The sequence below is a fragment of the Micromonospora luteifusca genome, assembly GCF_016907275.1.
Lineage (GTDB): Bacteria > Actinomycetota > Actinomycetes > Mycobacteriales > Micromonosporaceae > Micromonospora > Micromonospora luteifusca.
On sequence record NZ_JAFBBP010000001.1, the window covers coordinates 6,472,197 to 6,490,202 of the forward strand.

The 18,006-nt window shown below is 71.8% G+C and carries 20 protein-coding genes; 10 read left to right on the forward strand and 10 right to left on the reverse strand.

Annotation, left to right across the window (positions count from 1 at the left end; genetic code table 11):
• Positions 1–73 precede the first annotated feature (73 nt).
• Entirely contained in the window at positions 74–1,876 is a 1,803-nt protein-coding gene (locus JOD64_RS29145) for an acyl-CoA dehydrogenase (RefSeq protein ID WP_204945193.1), read from the forward strand.
• Between the two features lie 12 nt (positions 1,877–1,888).
• Here JOD64_RS29145 and JOD64_RS29150 read toward each other — a convergent pair whose 3' ends face one another.
• Complete coding sequence (locus tag JOD64_RS29150) at positions 1,889–2,065, reverse strand: hypothetical protein (protein WP_204945194.1); 177 nt, start codon at positions 2,063–2,065, stop codon at positions 1,889–1,891.
• Positions 2,066–2,228: 163 nt separating this feature from the next.
• Positions 2,229–2,948 (reverse strand): polyamine aminopropyltransferase, encoded by a 720-nt coding sequence (locus tag JOD64_RS29155; RefSeq protein ID WP_204945195.1) that lies wholly within the window; start codon positions 2,946–2,948, stop codon positions 2,229–2,231.
• Between the two features lie 127 nt (positions 2,949–3,075).
• Here JOD64_RS29155 and eccB point away from each other — a divergent pair, with 127 nt between their 5' ends.
• Positions 3,076–4,452 carry a type VII secretion protein EccB gene (gene eccB / locus JOD64_RS29160; protein WP_204945196.1) on the forward strand — a complete coding sequence of 459 codons (1,377 nt, stop codon included), beginning with the start codon at positions 3,076–3,078 and terminating at the stop codon, positions 4,450–4,452.
• A gap of 23 nt (positions 4,453–4,475) precedes the next feature.
• Here the strand turns inward: eccB and JOD64_RS29165 are convergent, their stop codons facing one another.
• Genes JOD64_RS29165 through JOD64_RS29180 form a run of 4 tightly spaced genes read right to left on the reverse strand, consistent with a single transcriptional unit; the run spans position 4,476 to position 8,352 of the window.
• Positions 4,476–5,081, reverse strand: a complete 606-nt coding sequence (locus JOD64_RS29165) for a class I SAM-dependent methyltransferase (RefSeq protein WP_204945197.1) — start codon at positions 5,079–5,081, stop codon at positions 4,476–4,478.
• Between the two features lie 54 nt (positions 5,082–5,135).
• Positions 5,136–6,002 carry a carbohydrate ABC transporter permease gene (locus tag JOD64_RS29170; protein WP_204945198.1) on the reverse strand — a complete coding sequence of 289 codons (867 nt, stop codon included), beginning with the start codon at positions 6,000–6,002 and terminating at the stop codon, positions 5,136–5,138.
• The gene (locus tag JOD64_RS29175; protein WP_204945199.1) at positions 6,002–6,961 is read right to left on the reverse strand and encodes a carbohydrate ABC transporter permease; all 960 of its coding nucleotides are present in this window, start codon (positions 6,959–6,961) and stop codon (positions 6,002–6,004) included. The genes JOD64_RS29170 and JOD64_RS29175 overlap by 1 nt, the downstream gene beginning before the upstream one ends.
• Positions 6,958–8,352, reverse strand: coding sequence for an ABC transporter substrate-binding protein (locus JOD64_RS29180; RefSeq protein WP_204945200.1), 1,395 nt, complete (start codon positions 8,350–8,352; stop codon positions 6,958–6,960). Before JOD64_RS29180 ends, JOD64_RS29175 begins: the two co-directional genes overlap by 4 nt.
• A gap of 116 nt (positions 8,353–8,468) precedes the next feature.
• On the opposite strand from JOD64_RS29180, the gene JOD64_RS29185 reads away from it, so the two are divergent.
• From JOD64_RS29185 to JOD64_RS29205, 5 genes are all read left to right on the forward strand, one after another.
• Entirely contained in the window at positions 8,469–9,506 is a 1,038-nt protein-coding gene (locus JOD64_RS29185) for a zinc-binding dehydrogenase (protein WP_204945201.1), read from the forward strand.
• The gene (locus tag JOD64_RS29190; RefSeq protein ID WP_204945202.1) at positions 9,507–10,328 is read left to right on the forward strand and encodes a sugar phosphate isomerase/epimerase family protein; all 822 of its coding nucleotides are present in this window, start codon (positions 9,507–9,509) and stop codon (positions 10,326–10,328) included.
• Positions 10,325–11,680, forward strand: coding sequence for an MGH1-like glycoside hydrolase domain-containing protein (locus JOD64_RS29195; RefSeq protein WP_372434210.1), 1,356 nt, complete (start codon positions 10,325–10,327; stop codon positions 11,678–11,680). Before JOD64_RS29190 ends, JOD64_RS29195 begins: the two co-directional genes overlap by 4 nt.
• Before the next feature lie 60 nt (positions 11,681–11,740).
• Positions 11,741–12,139, forward strand: coding sequence for an NUDIX hydrolase (locus JOD64_RS29200; protein ID WP_204945203.1), 399 nt, complete (start codon positions 11,741–11,743; stop codon positions 12,137–12,139).
• Between the two features lie 91 nt (positions 12,140–12,230).
• Positions 12,231–12,731: a DUF2267 domain-containing protein gene (locus tag JOD64_RS29205; protein ID WP_204945204.1), complete on the forward strand. Its 501-nt coding sequence runs from the start codon at positions 12,231–12,233 to the stop codon at positions 12,729–12,731.
• A gap of 21 nt (positions 12,732–12,752) precedes the next feature.
• Here JOD64_RS29205 and JOD64_RS29210 read toward each other — a convergent pair whose 3' ends face one another.
• Both JOD64_RS29210 and JOD64_RS29215 read right to left on the reverse strand, forming a co-directional pair.
• Entirely contained in the window at positions 12,753–13,994 is a 1,242-nt protein-coding gene (locus tag JOD64_RS29210) for a hypothetical protein (RefSeq protein WP_204945205.1), read from the reverse strand.
• Between the two features lie 26 nt (positions 13,995–14,020).
• The gene (locus tag JOD64_RS29215; protein ID WP_204945206.1) at positions 14,021–14,536 is read right to left on the reverse strand and encodes an NUDIX hydrolase; all 516 of its coding nucleotides are present in this window, start codon (positions 14,534–14,536) and stop codon (positions 14,021–14,023) included.
• 50 nt (positions 14,537–14,586) lie between these two features.
• On the opposite strand from JOD64_RS29215, the gene JOD64_RS29220 reads away from it, so the two are divergent.
• Positions 14,587–15,078 carry a type II toxin-antitoxin system PemK/MazF family toxin gene (locus tag JOD64_RS29220; RefSeq protein WP_030336385.1) on the forward strand — a complete coding sequence of 164 codons (492 nt, stop codon included), beginning with the start codon at positions 14,587–14,589 and terminating at the stop codon, positions 15,076–15,078.
• A gap of 420 nt (positions 15,079–15,498) precedes the next feature.
• Here the strand turns inward: JOD64_RS29220 and JOD64_RS29225 are convergent, their stop codons facing one another.
• Positions 15,499–16,149, reverse strand: a complete 651-nt coding sequence (locus JOD64_RS29225; protein WP_204945207.1) for a flavodoxin family protein — start codon at positions 16,147–16,149, stop codon at positions 15,499–15,501.
• Positions 16,150–16,298: 149 nt separating this feature from the next.
• Here JOD64_RS29225 and JOD64_RS29230 point away from each other — a divergent pair, with 149 nt between their 5' ends.
• Entirely contained in the window at positions 16,299–16,772 is a 474-nt protein-coding gene (locus tag JOD64_RS29230; protein WP_204945208.1) for an SRPBCC family protein, read from the forward strand.
• 55 nt (positions 16,773–16,827) lie between these two features.
• Here the strand turns inward: JOD64_RS29230 and JOD64_RS29235 are convergent, their stop codons facing one another.
• On the reverse strand, positions 16,828–17,478 hold the full coding sequence (locus JOD64_RS29235) for a GGDEF domain-containing protein (RefSeq protein ID WP_204945209.1): 651 nt from the start codon (positions 17,476–17,478) through the stop codon (positions 16,828–16,830).
• A 265-nt stretch (positions 17,479–17,743) separates the two neighbouring features.
• Here JOD64_RS29235 and JOD64_RS29240 point away from each other — a divergent pair, with 265 nt between their 5' ends.
• Positions 17,744–17,983, forward strand: coding sequence for a DUF397 domain-containing protein (locus tag JOD64_RS29240; RefSeq protein ID WP_204945210.1), 240 nt, complete (start codon positions 17,744–17,746; stop codon positions 17,981–17,983).
• The last annotated feature ends 23 nt before the right edge of the window (positions 17,984–18,006 follow it).

Below are 18,006 nucleotides of genomic sequence, written 5' to 3' on the forward strand. Positions count from 1 at the left end.
CCGCCAGGATGGGCCGTGGCGACCCTGGGCCGTCGTCCTGGCCCGACCACCCCCGTGCCCGCTGAGGAGTGCCGTGCCGTCCACCCTGCTCTCCCGCCGCGACCTCGACTTCCTGCTGCACGACTGGCTGCGGGTGTCTGAACTCGTCGAGCGTCCCCGCTACGCCGAGCACTCCCGGGAGACCTTCGACGACGCCCTGGACCTCGCCGAACGGGTGGCCACCGAGCAGTTCGCCCCACACAACCGCGCCGCCGACCTCGCCGAGCCCACCTTCGACGGGCAGCGGGTGCGGCTGATCCCGCAGGTCCGCGCCGCGCTGGACAGCTTCGCCGAGACGGGCCTGCTCACCGCTGGGCTGGACGCCTCAGTCGGCGGCCTGCAACTGCCGCACGCCGTCGCGGCGGCCTGCTTCACCTGGTTCCAGGCGGCCAACGTGGCCACCTCTGCGTACCCGTTCCTCACCCTGGGCAACGCCAACCTGCTGCTGGCGCACGGCAGCGCCGAGCAGGTGGACACCTATGTCCGGCCCATGCTGGACGGCCGGTTCTTCGGCACCATGTGCCTGTCCGAGCCGCACGCCGGCAGCTCGCTGGCCGACATCACCACCCGCGCTGAGCCCCAGGCGGACGGCACGTACCGGCTCTTCGGCACCAAGATGTGGATCTCCGGTGGCGACCACGAACTGGCCGAGAACATCGTCCACCTCGTACTGGCACGGATCCCCGGTGCGCCGCTCGGGGTGAAGGGCATCTCGTTGTTCATCGTGCCCAAGGTGCTGGTCGGCGCGGACGGGTCGCTCGGCGACCGCAACGACGTGGTGTTGGCCGGGCTCAACCACAAGATGGGTTTCCGGGGCACCACCAACACCCTGCTCAGCTTCGGCGACGGCGGGCACACCCCGGACGGCCGCGCCGGTGCGGTCGGCCACCTGGTCGGTGAGCCGCATCAGGGTCTGGCGCAGATGTTCCACATGATGAACGAGGCCCGGATCGGGGTCGGGGCGGGCGCCACCGCACTCGGTTACACCGGCTACCTCAAGAGCCTGGCGTACGCCAGGGAACGGCCGCAGGGCCGGCCGGTCGGTGCGAAGGACCCGGCGGCCGCGCAGGTGCCGATCATCGACCACCCCGACGTACGACGGATGCTGCTGGCACAGAAGAGCTACGTGGAGGGGGCGCTGGCGCTGGTGCTCTACTGCGCGCGGCTGCTCGACGAGCAGAGGACCGCCCCGGCCGAGGCGGACCGCGAGCGCGCGCACCTGCTGCTGGACGTGCTCACCCCGATCACCAAGAGCTGGCCGTCGCAGTGGTGCCTCACCGCCAACGACCTGGCGATCCAGGTGCTCGGGGGTGCCGGCTACACCCGCGATCACGACGTGGAGCAGCACTACCGGGACAACCGGCTCAACCCGATCCACGAGGGCACCCACGGAATCCAGGCTCTGGATCTGCTGGGGCGCAAGATGACCATGCAGGGCGGCGCTGGCCTTGCCCTGCTGACCGCGACGATCGGGGACACCGTCGAGCGGGCCCGGCAGGCCGGGGGAGAGGCGGCCGGTCTGGCGGACCGGCTGGCCGACGCGGTGGCCCGGGTAACGGAGGTCACCCGTCGACTGTGGGCCGGCGGTGACCCGGTGCTCGCGCTGGCCAACGCCAGCGCATACCTGGAGGCCGTCGGGCACGTGGTGATCGCGTGGATGTGGCTGGAGCAGGTGTTGGCCCTGCTGCCGGAGGGGGTCGGCGACGCGTTCCACGCCGGCAAGCGCCAGGCCGCCCGTTACTTCTTCCTGGTCGAGTTGCCACGTACCGGTCCGCAGTTCGACCTGCTGGAGAGCCGGGACCGGACGAGCCTCGACATGCGCCCGGACTGGTTCTGACCGGGCCGGCGGTCATCGTCGGCGGCTCTGGTGCTGCATCGCCTGCCGCCCCTTGACCACACCCAGGATGATCACGATCACCAGCGCGATCAGACCGATGATGATCAGCCAGCGGACCGCCTCGAGAATCAACCCGAGCAGGATCAGCACGCCGGCGACCACGCCGACGACCCAGAGCAGCGCACGCATGTCGACCTCCCGTAACCGGCCGCGCCTGGTGCGGCCGGCCCGGGTACACCTTCCCCGTCCGGCCGACACCATGCCGATTGATCGACTCGGGTTCCCTGCTGCCGGGCTGTCCGGGCGCGGGGATGCCCCGACGTCCTGACTCCCGAGTCGATCAAGGGCGAGGTCAGCCGCCGGCGCGCGCCACGTAGACGGTGTTGGCGGACTCGCCGCCGGTCAGCGGGTTGGCGAACGGCACGACGTGCGCCCGCACGCTCGCGAACACCTCGGTGAGCGCCGCGGTGAACTCGGCGTCCGGCGGGTCGTCCGACCAGAGCGCGAAGACCCCCTCCGGGCGGAGCAGGGCGGCCAGCCGGCGCAGCCCGGCCGGCGGGTAGAACGCCGCATGGCTGGGGTGCAGGACGTTGCGTGGGGAATGGTCGACGTCGAGCAGCACCGCGTCGAACCGCCGCCCGGGCACCTCGACGTCGAAGCCGACGTCACCGGCCACCGCCGCGAAGAAGTCGGCCTGCACGAACCGGGTCCGCGGGTCCTCCGCGAGGCCCGCCGCGAACGGCAGCAGTCCCTGCCGGTGCCAGTCGATCACGTCCTCGATGGCCTCCACCACCAGCAGTGAACGCACCCGGGGGTCGCCCAGTGCCGCGCAGGCGGTGTATCCCAGCCCGAGACCGCCGACCACCACGTCGAGCGAGTCACCGGGCACCTCGGCGAGACCGAGCCGGGCCAGCTCGATCTCCGCGACCGGGAAGAGGCTGGACATCAGGTACTCGTCGTCGAGCTTGACCTCGTACACCTCGACCTGGAGTGCCGGGTCCCGGCGTCGGCGCAGGCTGATCGCGCCGATCGGGGTCTCCCGCCAGGCCAGTTCCTCGAAACGCGCGCCCACGGGTGGCCCTCTCGCAGTCGGATTCGTCCCCGGATGGTACCGGTTGCCCCGTGCCGGCCACGCAGGGTCTACGGGACATCGACGCAACGCATATCCTGTGGCCGGCCGATCCGTCGGGAGGGACCTCATGCCGTCGCGGCAGGACCAGCTGCACTCCTACCAGTTCAGCGTCCAGCGGGCGGTCGCCGCCCTGGTCATGCGGGAGACCGACCCCGCACAGTCGCCGTTTCGGCGGCTGGCCGGCGCGGGTCTGGCCAGCGTCCTCGTCGCGGCCATCGGGCTCGGTGGCTCGGCGCTCTACGGCCTGTTCGCCGGTGGTGGCAAAGGGTGGCGCGATCAGGGCGCGGTGATCGTGGAGAAGGAGTCCGGCGCCCGGTTCGTCTATCGCGAGCAGAAGCTGCACCCGGTGCTCAACTACGCCTCGGCGCTGCTCATCGTCGGCGCGGACCGGTCGAAGACCGTGCTGGTGTCCCGGCGCACGATCGACGGCGTGCCGCGCGGGCTACCGCTGGGCATCGCCGACGCGCCTGACTCGCTTCCCGCCGCCGGCCGGCTGGCCACCGCGGCCTGGACCGTCTGCTCAACGGTCCCCGCAGGCGAGGCACCCCGCTCCGCGCTGCTGATCGGCACCGAGCCCGACGGTGGTCGACTGCTGGGCGACGAGGCGTTGCTGCTGCGGCACCCCGACGGCGGGCTGCATCTGGTCTGGCACCAGCGGCGCTATCTCGTCCGCGATCCGAGCAGGGTGTTGGCGGCGCTCGCCACCACCCGGGCACAGGCGGTGCCGGTGGCGCCCGCCCTGCTCAACTCGCTGCCCACCGGGACCGACCTCGCCCCGCTCGACCTACCCCGACTGGGTCAGCCCGCCACCCAGGTGCCGGGTGCCATGATCGGCACGGTCTATCTGGTCAGCAACTCCGGCGGCGGCCGGCAGTACGCGGTGGCCCTCGACGCCGGGTTGGCCGGCATCACCGAGCTGCAGGCGGGGTTGTTGCTGGCCCGCACCGGGCAGGGTGAGCCGCTGCCGATGACCTTGGGTCAGTTCGCCGCCCTGCCCACGGTGCCCGACCTCGCTCCGACCGGCCCGAACGCCCCACCGACCACCCCACCCCGGCTCGCGGCCGGCGGCGAGGGCGCGCTCTGCACCCGGGTCGCCGACGACGGTGGGGTGGGGGAGGTGCGCTGGGGCGTACCGCTGCGGGACCTGGCGGCCGCGCCACGGACCGTGCCGACCGGCGGCGCGGTGCTGGCCGATCATGTGGTGGTCGAGCCGGGTCGCGGCGCGGTGGTCGAGGCCGCCGCGGCGCCCGGCGCGACCGGCGGCGCGGTCTCCGTGGTCACCGACCTGGGCCGGCGGTACGTGCTGGCCGACCGGGAGGTCCTCGCGATGCTCGGCTACCGCGACGTGCGCCCGTTGCGACTGCCGGCCGGCCTGGTCAGCCTGGTGCCGGCCGGCGCCACCCTGGACCCGGCCGCAGCCCGGGCCGTTGCCGCCCCCAGCTGAGCGTGACGCCTGCCCGACCGGCGTCAGTCGGCCGGGCGGCGCAGGATGCTGACCGCGAACGGGGCGTCGTCGCGCCACGGGCGCAGGTCCCAGGTGGCGAAGCGCTGCTCCACTCGCAACCCGGCGGCCACCGCGTCGGCGTCGAACGCGGTCAGCGGGTAACCACGTTCGGTGCCGAAGCCCACGGCCAGCACGCCGTCGGGCCGCAGGTGCGCGGCGACCCGGCGCAGCACCTCCGGTTCGGTGCCGACGGCGACGAAGGCGAGGACGTTGCCGGCCAGCACCGCCGCGTCGAACGGCTCCGCCTCACCCAGCGCCGGTAGGTCCAGTTCGGCGAGGTCGGCGACCAGCCACGTCGGACCGGGATAGTCGGCGCGGGCGGCAGCCACCAGCGCGGGATCGGCGTCCACCCCGACCACGGTGTGCCCACGCTGGGCCAGCGCGGCACCAACGCGGCCGGTGCCGCTGCCGGCGTCGAGAATTCGGGAGCCGGGCGCGACCAGAGCGTCCACCAGTCGGGCCTCGCCGCCCAGGTCCGCGCCCTCGGCCGCGAGCTTCCGAAACCGGTCGATATACCACTGCGAGTGCTCGGGACCGGTGTCGGTCACCCAGCGGGTCGGGTTGGCCATGTGGCCACCGTAACCGGACCGCCGAGGGCGCGGCCGCAGACCTGGGGGAGACGCTCATCCCTTCTCCGCGCCGCTGGTCAGACCCTCGGTGAGCAGGCGCTCACTCGCGAAGAAGAGGATCACGATGGGCAGGGTGAGGACGACCGATCCGGCCATCAGCACCGTCTTGGGCACCTCCACCCCGTCGGCGAGCAGGGACAGCCCCAACGACACCGTCCACCGGTCGGGTTTGTCGACCAGGAACAGCAGGGCGAAGAGGAACTCGTTCCAGGCGATCATGAAGTCGTAGAGCGCGACCGCCATGATCGACGGCATGGCGAGGGGCAGGCTGACCCGCCGGATGATGCCGAGCCGCCCGGCGCCGTCGATGGCGGCGGACTCTTCCAGACTCACCGGGATGGTCTCGAAGTAGTTCCTCAGCATGTAGACCGACACCGGCAGGGTCTGCGAGATGTAGACCAGCACCAGGCCGAACAACGAACCGCGCAACTCGGCGAGGCTGAACACCACGAACAGCGGGATCGCGATGACGATCGACGGGAACAGGTAGACCGCCAGGAAGAGGAAGTCGACCTGCCGCCGCCCGAAGAACCGCAGGCGGGCCACCGCGTACGCGCCGGGGATCGCCACCGCCAGAGTGAGCACGGTCGCCGCGACCGCGACCACCCCACTGTTACGGATGAAGGTGAGGAACCCCTGGCCACCGTCGTCGGTGGCCTTGAGGACCTCGGCGTACGTGGCCACGGTCAGCTCACCGAAGCCGACCACCAGCGAGCCGGGGTCGAGCAGCAGCCGCTCGATGGGGCGTACCGAGAGCACCAGCATGTAGTAGAAGGGGAAGACGGTGACCACCAGGAAGGCGGCGATCACCAGGCGGCGCAGCCAACGCAGGCTCACCGTCTCGACGAGGTCCCGGTCCATCAACCCACCCTCCGTCCGAAGAAGCGCAGGTAGATCAACACGAACACGATGAGCACCACGGCCAGTACGACGGCCTGCGCGGAGGCCGCGCCGATGTCGGTACGGGCGGTGAGGAACTCGTACACCCGCACGCTCACCACCTCGGTGCCGGCCGCACCACCGGTGAGCAGGTAGACGTCGTCGAACTTGTTGAACGTCATGATGAAGCGCAGCACGCCCAGCAACGCGATCACCGGCAGCAGTTGCGGCAGCAGGATGTGCCGGAAGCGTTGGGTGGGGGTGGCGCCGTCGACCCGGGCGGCCTCCTCCAACTCCCCGGGCACGGCCTGGAGCCGGGCCAGCAGAAACAGGAACGCGAACGGGAAGTACCGCCATGCCTCGAACACGATCACCGTGGTCAGGGCGGTCGACTCCTGGGACAGGAACGGCACCGGGGCGTCCCAGCCGAGCAGCCGTTGACCCCACGCGTTGACGATGCCGAGCTGGGGGTCGAGCATCACCTGCCAGACGAACGTCACCGCGACCACCGGCGCCACGTACGGCAGCAGCATGGACGCCCGGACGAGGGTGCGGCCCCGGAACGGCCGGCGCACCACCAGGGCGGCCACCAGACCGAGCAGGATCGACCCGACGGTGCCGCCGACGCTGTAGACCAGTGTGACCCACAGCGTGTCGGCGAAGCCGGGGGTGTGCAGCACCCGGTCGATGTTGTCCATGGTGAAATCGCCGAACAGGCCGGTCTTTCGCAGCGTGGCGAGCCGGACCCGTTGGAAGGCCAGCACCACGGTCCACACGATCGGAATGCCGATGACGGCGATGGTGACGAGCAGGGTTGGTGCGACCAGCGCGAGCCCGGCGCGGGACTCACGGCGGCGCAGGGTCAGCGGGCCGCGTCGGCGGGCCCGCGCCGGCCGCTCCCCGGTGGGGGAGCGGCCGGTCTCGGGCGCGGTGGTGGTCAATTGACGCCCGCCTTGATGGCCTCGACGTCCTTCTTGGCCCGTCCGGCGGCTGCCGCGGCGTCGGACTTGCCGGAGTAGACGTCGGTCAACGCCTTGGGCACCGGTAGTTCGCCGAGCATGGCGCCAACCAGATTGCCCTGCCCCTGGGTGAGCCCCCAGCGCCCGAAGGTGTCCGGGCTGCGGCGCAGGGTAGCGAGCACCTCGTCGCCGTACACCTCGGCCAGTGGCTTCTTCACGTCCACCCCGGCCTGGCTGGTGTTCCACGCGGTGAGGAACTTCTCCGGCTCGCCGGCGGTGCCCTTGCGCACCGGGAAGCGGCCCTCCGGGGACATTCCGAACCAGCGGGGGTAGCCGTCGCCGAGCATGTACTCCACGAACGACTTCGCCGGGTCGGCCGCCGCGCCGTCCAGCACGGCCCACGAGCTGATCTCGCCGTACTGCGCCGGTTCGGTGCCGTTCGGGCCCTTGATGGCGGTGACGAACCCGCTGTTCTTCGCGAGGAACGTGGGATCGGCCTGGCACTGCGGGCAGGTCGGCTTGGCGTCGTTACGCAGCCCGGCCAGCTCGTCGAGGATGAATGGCGACCAGATCACCATGGCCGCCTTGCCGGCGAAGTAGGTGGCCCGGGTGGTGTCCACGTCCTGAGCGCCCTTCACCGAGCTGGTGCGGATCAGGTCACCGTAGAAGCGGAACGCCTCGACGCACTGGGGTGAATCCAGTGTCACCTTTCCGGAGTCGTCGGTGAGTTGGCAGCCGTTGGCCAGTGCCAGGTGCTCGAAGGTCTGCTGGGTGAACACGTCGCTGGGGGCGGTCGCCGCGGTGATCCCGGCGACGCCGCCGGTGTTCAGTTTCGCCGCCGCGGCAGTGATCCGCTCGTACGTGTCGGGGGCGGCCAGTCCGGCGGCGGCGAACAGATCCTTGCGGTAGACCAGCAGCTGCCCCCACCCGTCGCTGGGCACGGAGAGTTGCTTGCCGTCGTCGGAGGTGAGCTCCAGCGCCCGGGGAGAGAACGTCTGCTTGCCCAGCTTGTCGACGACCTCCGCGTTCGCCGAGGCGTGCAGCAGCTCGTTGCCGGCGAGCGTACGGATGCCGGCCAGCGAGACCGACCCGACCACGTCGGGCAGGTCGCCGGCGGCGGCGTTGGCGGCGATCAGGGAGGGGAACTGGTCCTCGTTGACGGTGACGAGGTCGACCTGGATCCCGGTCTGGGCGGTGAAGTCGGCGATGATCGCCTTGGTGGCGGTGACCCGGTCGGCGACGTCCTCCAGGCTCCAGACGGTGATCTTCTTGCTGTTGCTGTCCGGTTCGTCGTCTCCGCAGGCGAGCAGGGTGGACGCTGTCAGTGCCAGGATCAGGGTGGTGGCGAGTATCCGCCTCGGAGGTGCTGACATCGGTGGCACTCCTCTCGAAGGGTACATGCCGGATTCAACACCTTCGATTGATCAATAACAAGACATATTGCGATTTTGTGTCTATCCTGGAGCCCAGTGCTACCGGGATGTGACACATGGGCAACTGGGTTGTCTCCCTCGCCGGGCCTCGACGGATCAGCCTCGAGCCCTGCCCGCCGGATCCGCTCGGCCCCGGCCAGGTCCGGGTCCGCACCTGCTACTCGGGAATCTCCGCCGGCACCGAGCTGACCCTCTACCGGGGCAGCAATCCCCGGCTCAGCAAAGACTGGGACGACACCGCCCGGATGTTCGTCCCCCGGCAGACCCCGGTGCCCTACCCGCTGATCGGCTTCGGCTATGAGGAGGTCGGCGAGATCGTCGAGGTGGCGCCGGAGGTCACCGACCGGCAGCCGGGGCAGCTCGTCTGGGGCATCTGGGGGCACCGGGCCGAGGCCGTGCTCGCCGCCGACGCGGTCCGTCCACTCCCCACCGGGCTGGACCCCCTCGCCGCGGTCTTCGCCCGACCCGGCGCCATCGCCCTGACCGCCGTGCTCGCCGGAGACCTGCACCTCGGCGACTGGGTCGGTATCTTCGGGCAGGGCGTCATCGGGTTGCTCGCCACCCGACTCGCCGTGCTCTCCGGGGCCCGGGTGGTGGCCGTCGACCGGATGCCCGACCGGTTGGCGCACGCCGCCCGCTACGGCGCCCGTACCACTGTGGACGCCGGTGTCGAGTCCGCCGCCGTCGTGCTGCGCCGGGCCACCGGTGGTCGGGGCGCAGACGTCTGCCTGGAGTTGTCCGGCGCGTACCCGGCACTGCACGAGGCGATCCGATCCACCGCACACGCCGGCAGGGTCGTGGCCGCCGGTTTCTACCAGGGCCAGGCCGACGCGCTCGGCCTCGGCGAGGAGTTCCACCACAACCGCATCCAGATGGTGGCCGCGCAGGTCTCCGGGCCCACCCCCGCGCCGAGCATGGCCGGCCGGTGGACCGGAGACCGGGTGGCGCAGACCTTCATGGATCTGGTGGCTGAGCACAGCCTCGACCCGTTGCCTTTGGTCAGCCACATCGTCGACGCCAGCGCGGTCGCCGACGCCCTCGCGCTGCTCGACAGCGGCGCCGGTGACGTCCTCCAAGTGGTGTTGAGGTTCTAGATGACCACCATCGCGCTGGCCTGCCAGGAACAACTCCTGCCGGGCACCGACCTGATCCAGAAGTACGCCCTCGCGGCCGCCCTCGGCTACCAGGGCATCGAACTGCGCGGCCGAGGCGACCTGGCCTTCGCCCGCCGCCTGCCCGAGCTGCGCCGGGCCCGCGCCGCCGGGGTGGTGATGCCCACCGTCTGCGTCGAAATGGACCACTTCATCGGCGACTTCGACCCCGCCCGGTCCGCCGATGCCGTCCGCAACCTTCGCTCGCAGCTCTCGGTGATCGCCGAGCTGGGCGGCGTCGGGGTGATGACCCCTGCCGCCTGGGGAATGTTCTCCCGACGGCTACCGCCGTTCGAGCCGCCGCGCCCGCCGGCCGGCGACCGGCAGGTCCTCCTCGACGCCCTCGGCGACCTAGCCGAACACGCCAGGGCCGAGGGGGTCACCATCTTCCTGGAACCCCTCAACCGGTACGAGGACCACATGGTCAACCGCCTCGACGAGGCGGTGGCGCTCTGCGCCGCGCTCGGACTGCCCTCGGTCCGGGTGGTCGCTGACACCTTCCACATGAACATCGAGGAGGACGACATGCACCGCGCGCTGCACGCCGCCGCGCCGTACCTCGGGCACGTGCAGGTCAGCGACTCCAACCGGTTCCAACCCGGCGCCGGGCACCTGGACTGGCCCGCGCTGGTGCGTACCCTGCTGGACCTGCACTACCAGGGCTGGCTGGCCCTGGAGTGCCGGCTGCGCGGCGACCCGGTGCGTGCGCTGCAGCAGGCCGCCACGGTGTTGCGACACGCGCTGCCCCGCAAGGCCGCCGCGTGACCGCCGGTGGGGTGACCGCCGACGCCGACCCGGCTCGCACCGGTGGGCCGAGCGACGTGGCCGGGCTGCGCCGGCTCGCGGTCGACACGCTGGATGCCAACTGGGAGCACGACCACACCGTGCCGTCGCGCACGCTCTACCCGCACCAGTGGAGCTGGGACTCGGCGTTCATCGCGATCGGGCTGGCCCAGATCCGCCCCGAACGAGCGTGGCGGGAGCTGGCGAGCCTCTTCCGGGCGCAGTGGGCTGACGGACGGGTGCCGCACATCGTGTTCAACCCGGCGCTGCGCGTCGGCGCGTACTTCCCGGGGCCGGAGATGTGGCGCTCGGCGGACGCCGAGGGCGCTCCGACGGTCGCCACCTCCGGGCTGGTCCAGCCCCCGGTGCACGCGCTCGCCGCGTGGTTGGCGTACCGGCGGTCACCCGGCCAGGCCGGCCTGGCCGCGTTGCGTCGGCTCTATCCCGCCCTGGTTGCCCAGCAGCGCTACCTGGCCGACCGGCGGGACGTCGCGGCCGACGGGTTGGTCTGCATCGTGCATCCGTGGGAGTCCGGGTTGGACAACAGCCCCGCCTGGGACGAGCCGATGGCCGCGGTCGGAGCCGAGGCGGCCGTGATGCGCGCGTACCGTCGGCATGACACCACGCACGCCGATGCCGCGCACCGCCCCACGGACCTGGACTACGCGCGCTACCTGGCGATCGTCGCCGCCTACTCCGACCACGGCTACTCCGACCGCGACCTCGTCAACAGTCATCCGTTCCTGGTCGAGTGCCCGCTGTTCAACGCGGCGTTCGGGGCCGCCGAGCACGCCCTCGCCGAGATCGCCGCGCTCGTCGGCACCGACCCCGGGCCGCACCGGGTCCGCGCGGCCCGGGTCACCGAGGCACTCCTACGACGGCTGTACGACCCGAGCACCGGCACGTTCCAGCCCCGCGACCTGCGCACCGACCGGCTGGTCGGCGCCCGTACCGTGCTGGGGTTGACGCCGTTGATCCTGCCCGACCTGCCGGCGCGGCACGCCGCCGCGCTGGTCGTCGAGGCCCGGTCCGCGCGGTTCGGGGTGGCTCGGGGTATGGACCGGCCGTTGCCCACCTACGACCGCACCGCGCCCGACTTCGAGCCATTGCGCTACTGGCGCGGGCCGAGTTGGCTGAACATCGGCTGGCTGGTCCGGCGCGGGCTGCTCGCGCACGGGCACCCGGAGCTGGCCGCCGGGCTGCGCCGCTCGATGATCGGCTTGGTCGCCGGGGCAGGCTGCCACGAGTACTTCCACCCGGACACCGGCGCCGGGCTGGGCTCGCCGGCGTTCAGCTGGACCGCGGCGCTGCTGCTCGACCTGCTGGCGGAGTGAGCCTGCGCTCCGCGGGCATCGGGTGGTAGCGTGCCGCTCCCGGAGGCCAGAAGGAGCATCGTGCGCGAGATCGACAAGGTGGCCTGGATCCTCATCGAGGACGGGCGGGTGCTCAGCACCCGATCCTCGGGCAAGGACGTCTGGTACCTGCCGGGAGGCAAGCGCGAGCCGGGTGAGACCGACCTGGAGACCCTGCACCGGGAGATCGACGAGGAGTTGAGCGTCGAGGTGGACGTGCGCGGCGCGGAGCACCTGGGCACGTTCACCGCGCAGGCGCACGGGCACGCGTCCAGCGTCACCGTCCGCATGACCTGCTACCGGGCCGGATATCAGGGGCAGTTGCGCCCGGCCAGCGAGATCGCCGAGATGGCCTGGCTCGGGTACGCCGACCGGCACCGCACCTCCCCGGTCGACCAGCTCATCTTCGACCACCTGCGGTCGGTGGACCTGCTGCGCTGACCGCTCAACCGGTGGCGGCCGTGGTGCCGACGGTGGATCCCTGCGCTGGTGGGGCAGTTTGTCGGCGCCGGCCGCGGGTAACCGGCCGGGCGTGACCGACAGCGCGGGCGGCGACGGATTCCCGCACTTCATCGACGCGGTGTCCCGGCGGTCCGGCCTCCCGACCGAGCAGGCCGCCGCCCTTGCCCGCGCCGTCCTGCAGACGATGGCCGAACGCGTGACCGGCGGCCCACCAGATGCGCTGACCGGGCACCTTCCGAACAACGTGGGCGGCTACCTGACCGGCCCGACCTCGGATCCGGCCGGGGCGCCGTATGTGAGCGGTGGCCCGGAGCCCGGCGTGGGCGGGCTGGACAGTGGCGTGGGTCTGGAGGTCGGTGGCGCTGCTGAGCCCGGACCGCCGGCGGATGCCGGTCCGGCGGAGTTCCTACACCGGGTGGGACAGCGCGCCGGGGTGGATCCGGCGACCGCCCGGGCCGGTACCGGCGCCGTCTTCGCCACCTTGCGGGAGGCGATGACCGTCCGAGAGTTCCGGGAGATGGTGGCGCGACTACCGCGCGACGACGACGGCGGCGGCGGGGCTGCGTTCTGACTCGGCGCCGCACCGGCCTGATCAGCGGTCGGAAGCGTCGGCCTCGGGCAGGTCCTCGGGCTCGGCGACCCAGGCGGAGAAGACCGGCACCCCGTGCCACGGCCCGGTGGTGCGGTCGGCCCGGGTGTCGGTGGCGACGGCCACCACGGCGTACGGGTGGCCGAAGCGCAGCTCCGCGGTGCGGGCCACACCCTCTGGCGGCAGGCTGACCACCCCGAACATTCCGGTCACCGCCGCCGCCTCGAAGCCGTAACGGCCGTACCGGGCCATCGCCGCCTGCCGCGCCTCGAAGCCCAGCACCGGCTGGGACAGCGCCTTCGCCACCGCCACCGTGGCCGCCGGAAAGCCGAGCGCCGGAGCGGTCAGGTCGTGCTCGCTGCGGGCCGACCAGCAGGGGAGTATCGCGTGGTGCCGCTCCTCGCGGCCGTCGCGGGCCCGGGTCCGGACCCGCTCCTCGCTCAGTGTCCACAGCGGAGTTTCGCCGAGCGGCAGGTCGAACAGGGAGCGGCTGCCGGCCGGTTGCGCGCCGTCGGCCGCGCCGACACTGAGGTCGTACGCGACGTCCAGCACTTCGGCCGGCGGCACCTGCGGCGCGGCGGCCACCGAGAGGACCACCAGGCCCGCGCCGTCGTCGGCCTGGGCTGGCGCCGCATGCACGATCACGTCACCGACCCGCGTGTCGGACACGATGGCGCATCGGTGGCCGTGGCTCGGGCTGCGCAGCGCCCGGCGTAGGCCGTGCGCCCAGACGCTGCCGGCGCCGAACGCGCGGGCGTCGGCGACGTCGAACGGGGTCGCCCAGGAGATCTGGGTGGCCAGCGCGCTGGCCAGGGCGAAGACCACCTCCGGGCTGACCTTCAGGGGAAACGTGTCGATCAGGCCGCGGGTGTGCTCACGCGCCCAGGCGTCCAACCCGGCCTGATCGGGAAGCACACCGACGTCGGTCGTCGTCGGCAGCGCGGCTCGCCACCCGGTCGAACCGTCGCCGCCCTGGCCCGGCCGCCGGTGCCAGAGCGCGGTGGCAGACGCGACCAGCGGATGCGGCGCGTCCAGTAGCGTTCGGGCAACCTCGGCCGCGGTGGCCAGGTCGGTGCCCAGCGCGTGAGCCAGATCCTCGGCGGCCGGATCGGAGTCGGCCGCGGCGGCGCAGACGGCGAGCAGCAGCCAGGCGCCGAGCGGGGAGGCGACGTGGTGCCGGTCGCCGATCGTGGCGTGCAGCCGTGCGGCGTACGCGGAGAGCGGCCCGTGCAGATCGGTCGTCATGCCCCTACTCTGCCCGCCGGCCCGGCTCACGACCACAGCTCGAAGGGCTCGTCGATCTCCTCGCCGGCGAGGAAGGCGGTGATCAGCTGGGGGAGCTGCCCGGGGTAGAACCGTTCCGGGCTCGCGATCACCTCCGGCAGCGGCCACCAGCGGAAGGCGAAGTAGTCCTCCAACTCGTAGTCGAGCCGGTGCGCCTCGTCCACGTCGGGTCCCTCCCCGGCGAGCCGCACGCTGACGACGACCTCGTCCTGGACGTGCCGCACCTGGCGGTGCGGGAAGCTGGCCCGCCTGCGCCAGGTCGGTGCGCCCACCTGGTCGGCGGTGACCAGGATGCCGGTCTCCTCGTGTAGCTCCCGCACCGCCGTGTCGCAATAGGTCTCCCCGGCATCCATGCCACCGCCGGGCAGCTCCCACCAGGTGCCCAGCCGGGGATGGTCGGGGTCGCGGGTGTGGAACAGCAACACCCGATCCAAACTGTCGGTGACCACCACCCGCACCGCGCGTCGTTCCAGGATCGGCAGGTCGCGGGGCAGCTCGGTCATCGGCCCAGTCTGCCGCACTGCCCGCTCGGGCGGCGGGTAGGCTGCCCGCCGTGGCTGGTCTGTTGAGGAATGTCGCGGCTCGCATCTCCCGGGTAGGCGCGGTGATCCCGTCGCCCCGACGGACCGGGCCGGCCCCCGCGCAGGTGGCTCGCCGCCGTCAGGTGAGCGCCTTGCAGCGTCGGGAGCTGACCTACGCTCCGGAGCGGGACGGTCAGGCCGACCCGGGCGAGATCGTCTGGACGTGGGTGCCGTACGAGGACGACCCCCGCCAGGGCAAGGACCGGCCGGTGCTGGTCGTCGGGCGGCACAGCCGGACGCTGTTCGGGCTGATGCTGTCCAGCCAGAGCGAGCGGGACGGGCAGCGGCACTGGTTCGCGCTCGGGCCGGGCGAGTGGGATCGGGACAACCGGCCGAGCTGGGTCCGGTTGGACCGGGTGCTCACCATGCGTGAGGACAGCATCCGCCGCGAGGGCGCCGTGCTGGACCGGCCTCGGTTCGACCGGGTCGGGCAGGCGCTGCGCGCCGGCTACGGCTGGCGCTGACCCCGCACGCCGCTGCGGCTGCCCTGTTCGAGGTCTCCCAGGCTGCCCGGTCGAGGTGCTCGGTGCGTACCTGTAGAGCTGCCCCACAGATGGGGCATCCCGGTGGTGCGTGCGGTCCGGTGGTGCGTGCGGTCCGGTGGTGCGTGCGGTCCGGTGGTGCGTGCGGTCCGGTGGTGCGTGCGGTCCGGTGGTGCGTGCGGTCCGGTGGTGCGTGCGGCCCGTTGGTGCGCGCGGTCCGGTGGTGCGTGCGGTCCGGTGGTGCGTTGGCCGTCGTAGCTGCCCACGAGATGGGGCGTCCGGGGTGGCGCCGCGCGGCCCGATGGTCGCTGGGCCGCGTGCTGCCCCATTACCGGGGCAGCTCTACAGCGAGGCAGGCAGACGTCCTGGGGCCAGGAGCCGGCGCGGACCCGACCGACGTGGTCAGGCCGACTCGCGGCTCGGGCCGACCGCGGCACCCTTGGCGCCCGGCGGCGGGTACGGCCGGTCGGCGAGCAGCCGCGCCAGGTGTGCGGTGTTGAGCGCCAGGGCCTTCGTGGTGCGGCCGGTGGTGTCGGGCTTGGGGCCGGCGTCGCGGTAGTCCACAGTCTGCAGTGCCTCCCCGACCCAGTAGGTTGCCGCGGCGGCGGGGAGGGTGAACCCGACCTCGTTGAGTGCCTGCTGCACCTGGCCGATGGTGTGGTGCGCGCCGTCCTCGTTGCCGACGACGGCCACCCCGGCGACCTTGCCGTAGGTGAGGAGTCGGCCCTCGTCGTCGGTCTCGGAGAGTTCGGCGTCGAGACGTTCGAGGACCATCTTGCAGACGCTGGACGGCTGACCGAGCCAGATCGGTGTGGCGATGATGAGCACCTGCGCCGCCAGCAGCTTGGCGCGGATCGCCGGCCAGCCGTCACCGTTGCCCTCGTCGGTGGAGACGCCGAAGCGCACATCGTGGTCCACCACCCGGACCAGTTCGCCCTCCACGTCCTGAGCGGCCAACTCGTCGAGCACCTCCCGACCGAGCTGCTCAGAGCTGGAGGGGCCCGGTGACTGCTTGAGGGTGCAGTTGAGAACGAGGGCGCGGATGTTCGCCACGTCGAGTTCCTTTCGCCCGTCAGATGGATTTCTTGCCCATACCCGGAGGGTGTACGTATATGCCGAGTGGGTCGACCAGTACCGCCGGCTCTGGGACGACCGTTAGGACACCTTGGAGGACCACCTACGCGACCTGAAGGAGACCCGCCATGAACGAGCTCCCTGACCTCACGATCGACCTGCCGTCCGATCGGGAGGTCACCCTCACCCGGTCCTTCGACGCCCCACGTGAGCTGGTCTACGCCGCGCACACCCAGGCCGAGCACCTCAAGCACTGGTGGGGGCGGGGCAACCCGCTGGACGTCGAGATCGATTTCCGGGTGGGTGGGCACTACCGGTGCGTCGAGCACGCCCAGGACGGCAACGACTACGTCTTCCGCGGTGAATACCGGGAGATCGTCGTGCCGGAGCGGATCGTGCAGACCTTCGAGTTCGAGGGCATGCCCGGCCAGGTTGCGGTGGAGACGCTGGTTTTCACCGAGCAGGACGGGCGCACCACCATCGCGAGCAGCACCCGCTTCGACACCACCGCGCAACGCGACGGCATGATCGACTCCGGGATGGCCCAGGGTGCAGCCGAGTCGTACGCCGCGCTGGACCGGTACCTCACCACACTGCGCTGACTCCGCCACGCCACGGTTGAACGGTGGGCTGGTGGCCCGCCCGGTGGCTGAACGGTCAGTGCTCCGCGAGGAACGCGCTGTCGACCAGTTGCCGGGGAGATCGTGCGCCGCCGAGGCTCTTCGCCTGGTACATGGCCGCGTCGGCACGGCTGAGCGCGTCGGTGAGCTGGGCCGGGCCGGTCACCGGGGCGAGCCCGACGGAGGCGGTGACCCGGACGCTGCACCCGTTGAGCCGAATCGGCGCGGCGACGGTCTCACTGAGGCGGCGGGTGGCGTGCTCGATCCAGCGCCGGTCGACGGTGGGGCTGGAGAGCAGCCCGGCGAACTCGTCGCCGCCGAGGCGGGCGACGAGGTTGTCCCCGGCGAAACCGGCGAGGCGATCGGCCACACTGATCAGCACCTGGTCGCCGGCGGCGTGCCCGTACCGGTCGTTGATCTGCTTGAAGTCGTCCAGGTCGAGCACGACGGCGATCAGAGGCTCGCCGGCCGCGTCGGTGAGCAGGGTGGCCGCCAGGCGGTAGAAGGCGCGTCGATTGGGCAGACCGGTGAGCGGGTCGTGACTCGCAGCGTGCCGCTCGGCGGCCAGCTCGGCTTGGAGGTGCCCGATCTCGGCCTCGGCCTGCAGCGCTCGCCTGCGCAGTTGCCAGGAGGAGAGCAGCGCGCCGGCGGCACAGATGCCGGAGGCGACACTCATCGGATCCGGCACGAACCCTCCCATCGCCTCGACGGCCTCCAGCCTCCGATCGACGCGGCACGCCGCGTCGGGGCCACGTTTTGCCTGATGGTCGCCCCTGTGGGGGTAACTCAACGTGAACGGATGGCCACCGATCACGTGCGTTATCATGCTCGCCGTCCGATGCAGATGCAATAGCAGATGCACGTGCACGACGGTCCAATGTCGATACCGCACCCCTCGCCGTCACCGCTCCTCCCACGGCCACCGGCGGGCTCGTGAGCAGAAAGACGCCCTCATGCAACAGCCACCCAATGGCGTACCGATCCACCAGTTGCCTCCGCTGAGCTGGCAGAAGAGCCGCCGAAGCAACCCCAGCGGCAACTGCGTCGAACTCGCGGAACTGCCCGGGGGAACGGGCATCGCGGTCCGCAACTCACGACACCCGGAGGGGCCGGCGCTGATCTACACAGTGGACGAGATCGCCGCGTTCGTGCTCGGTGCACGGGACGGCGACTTCGACCATCTGATCAACTAGGCGTTCGGCGGCGGGGATCGTCC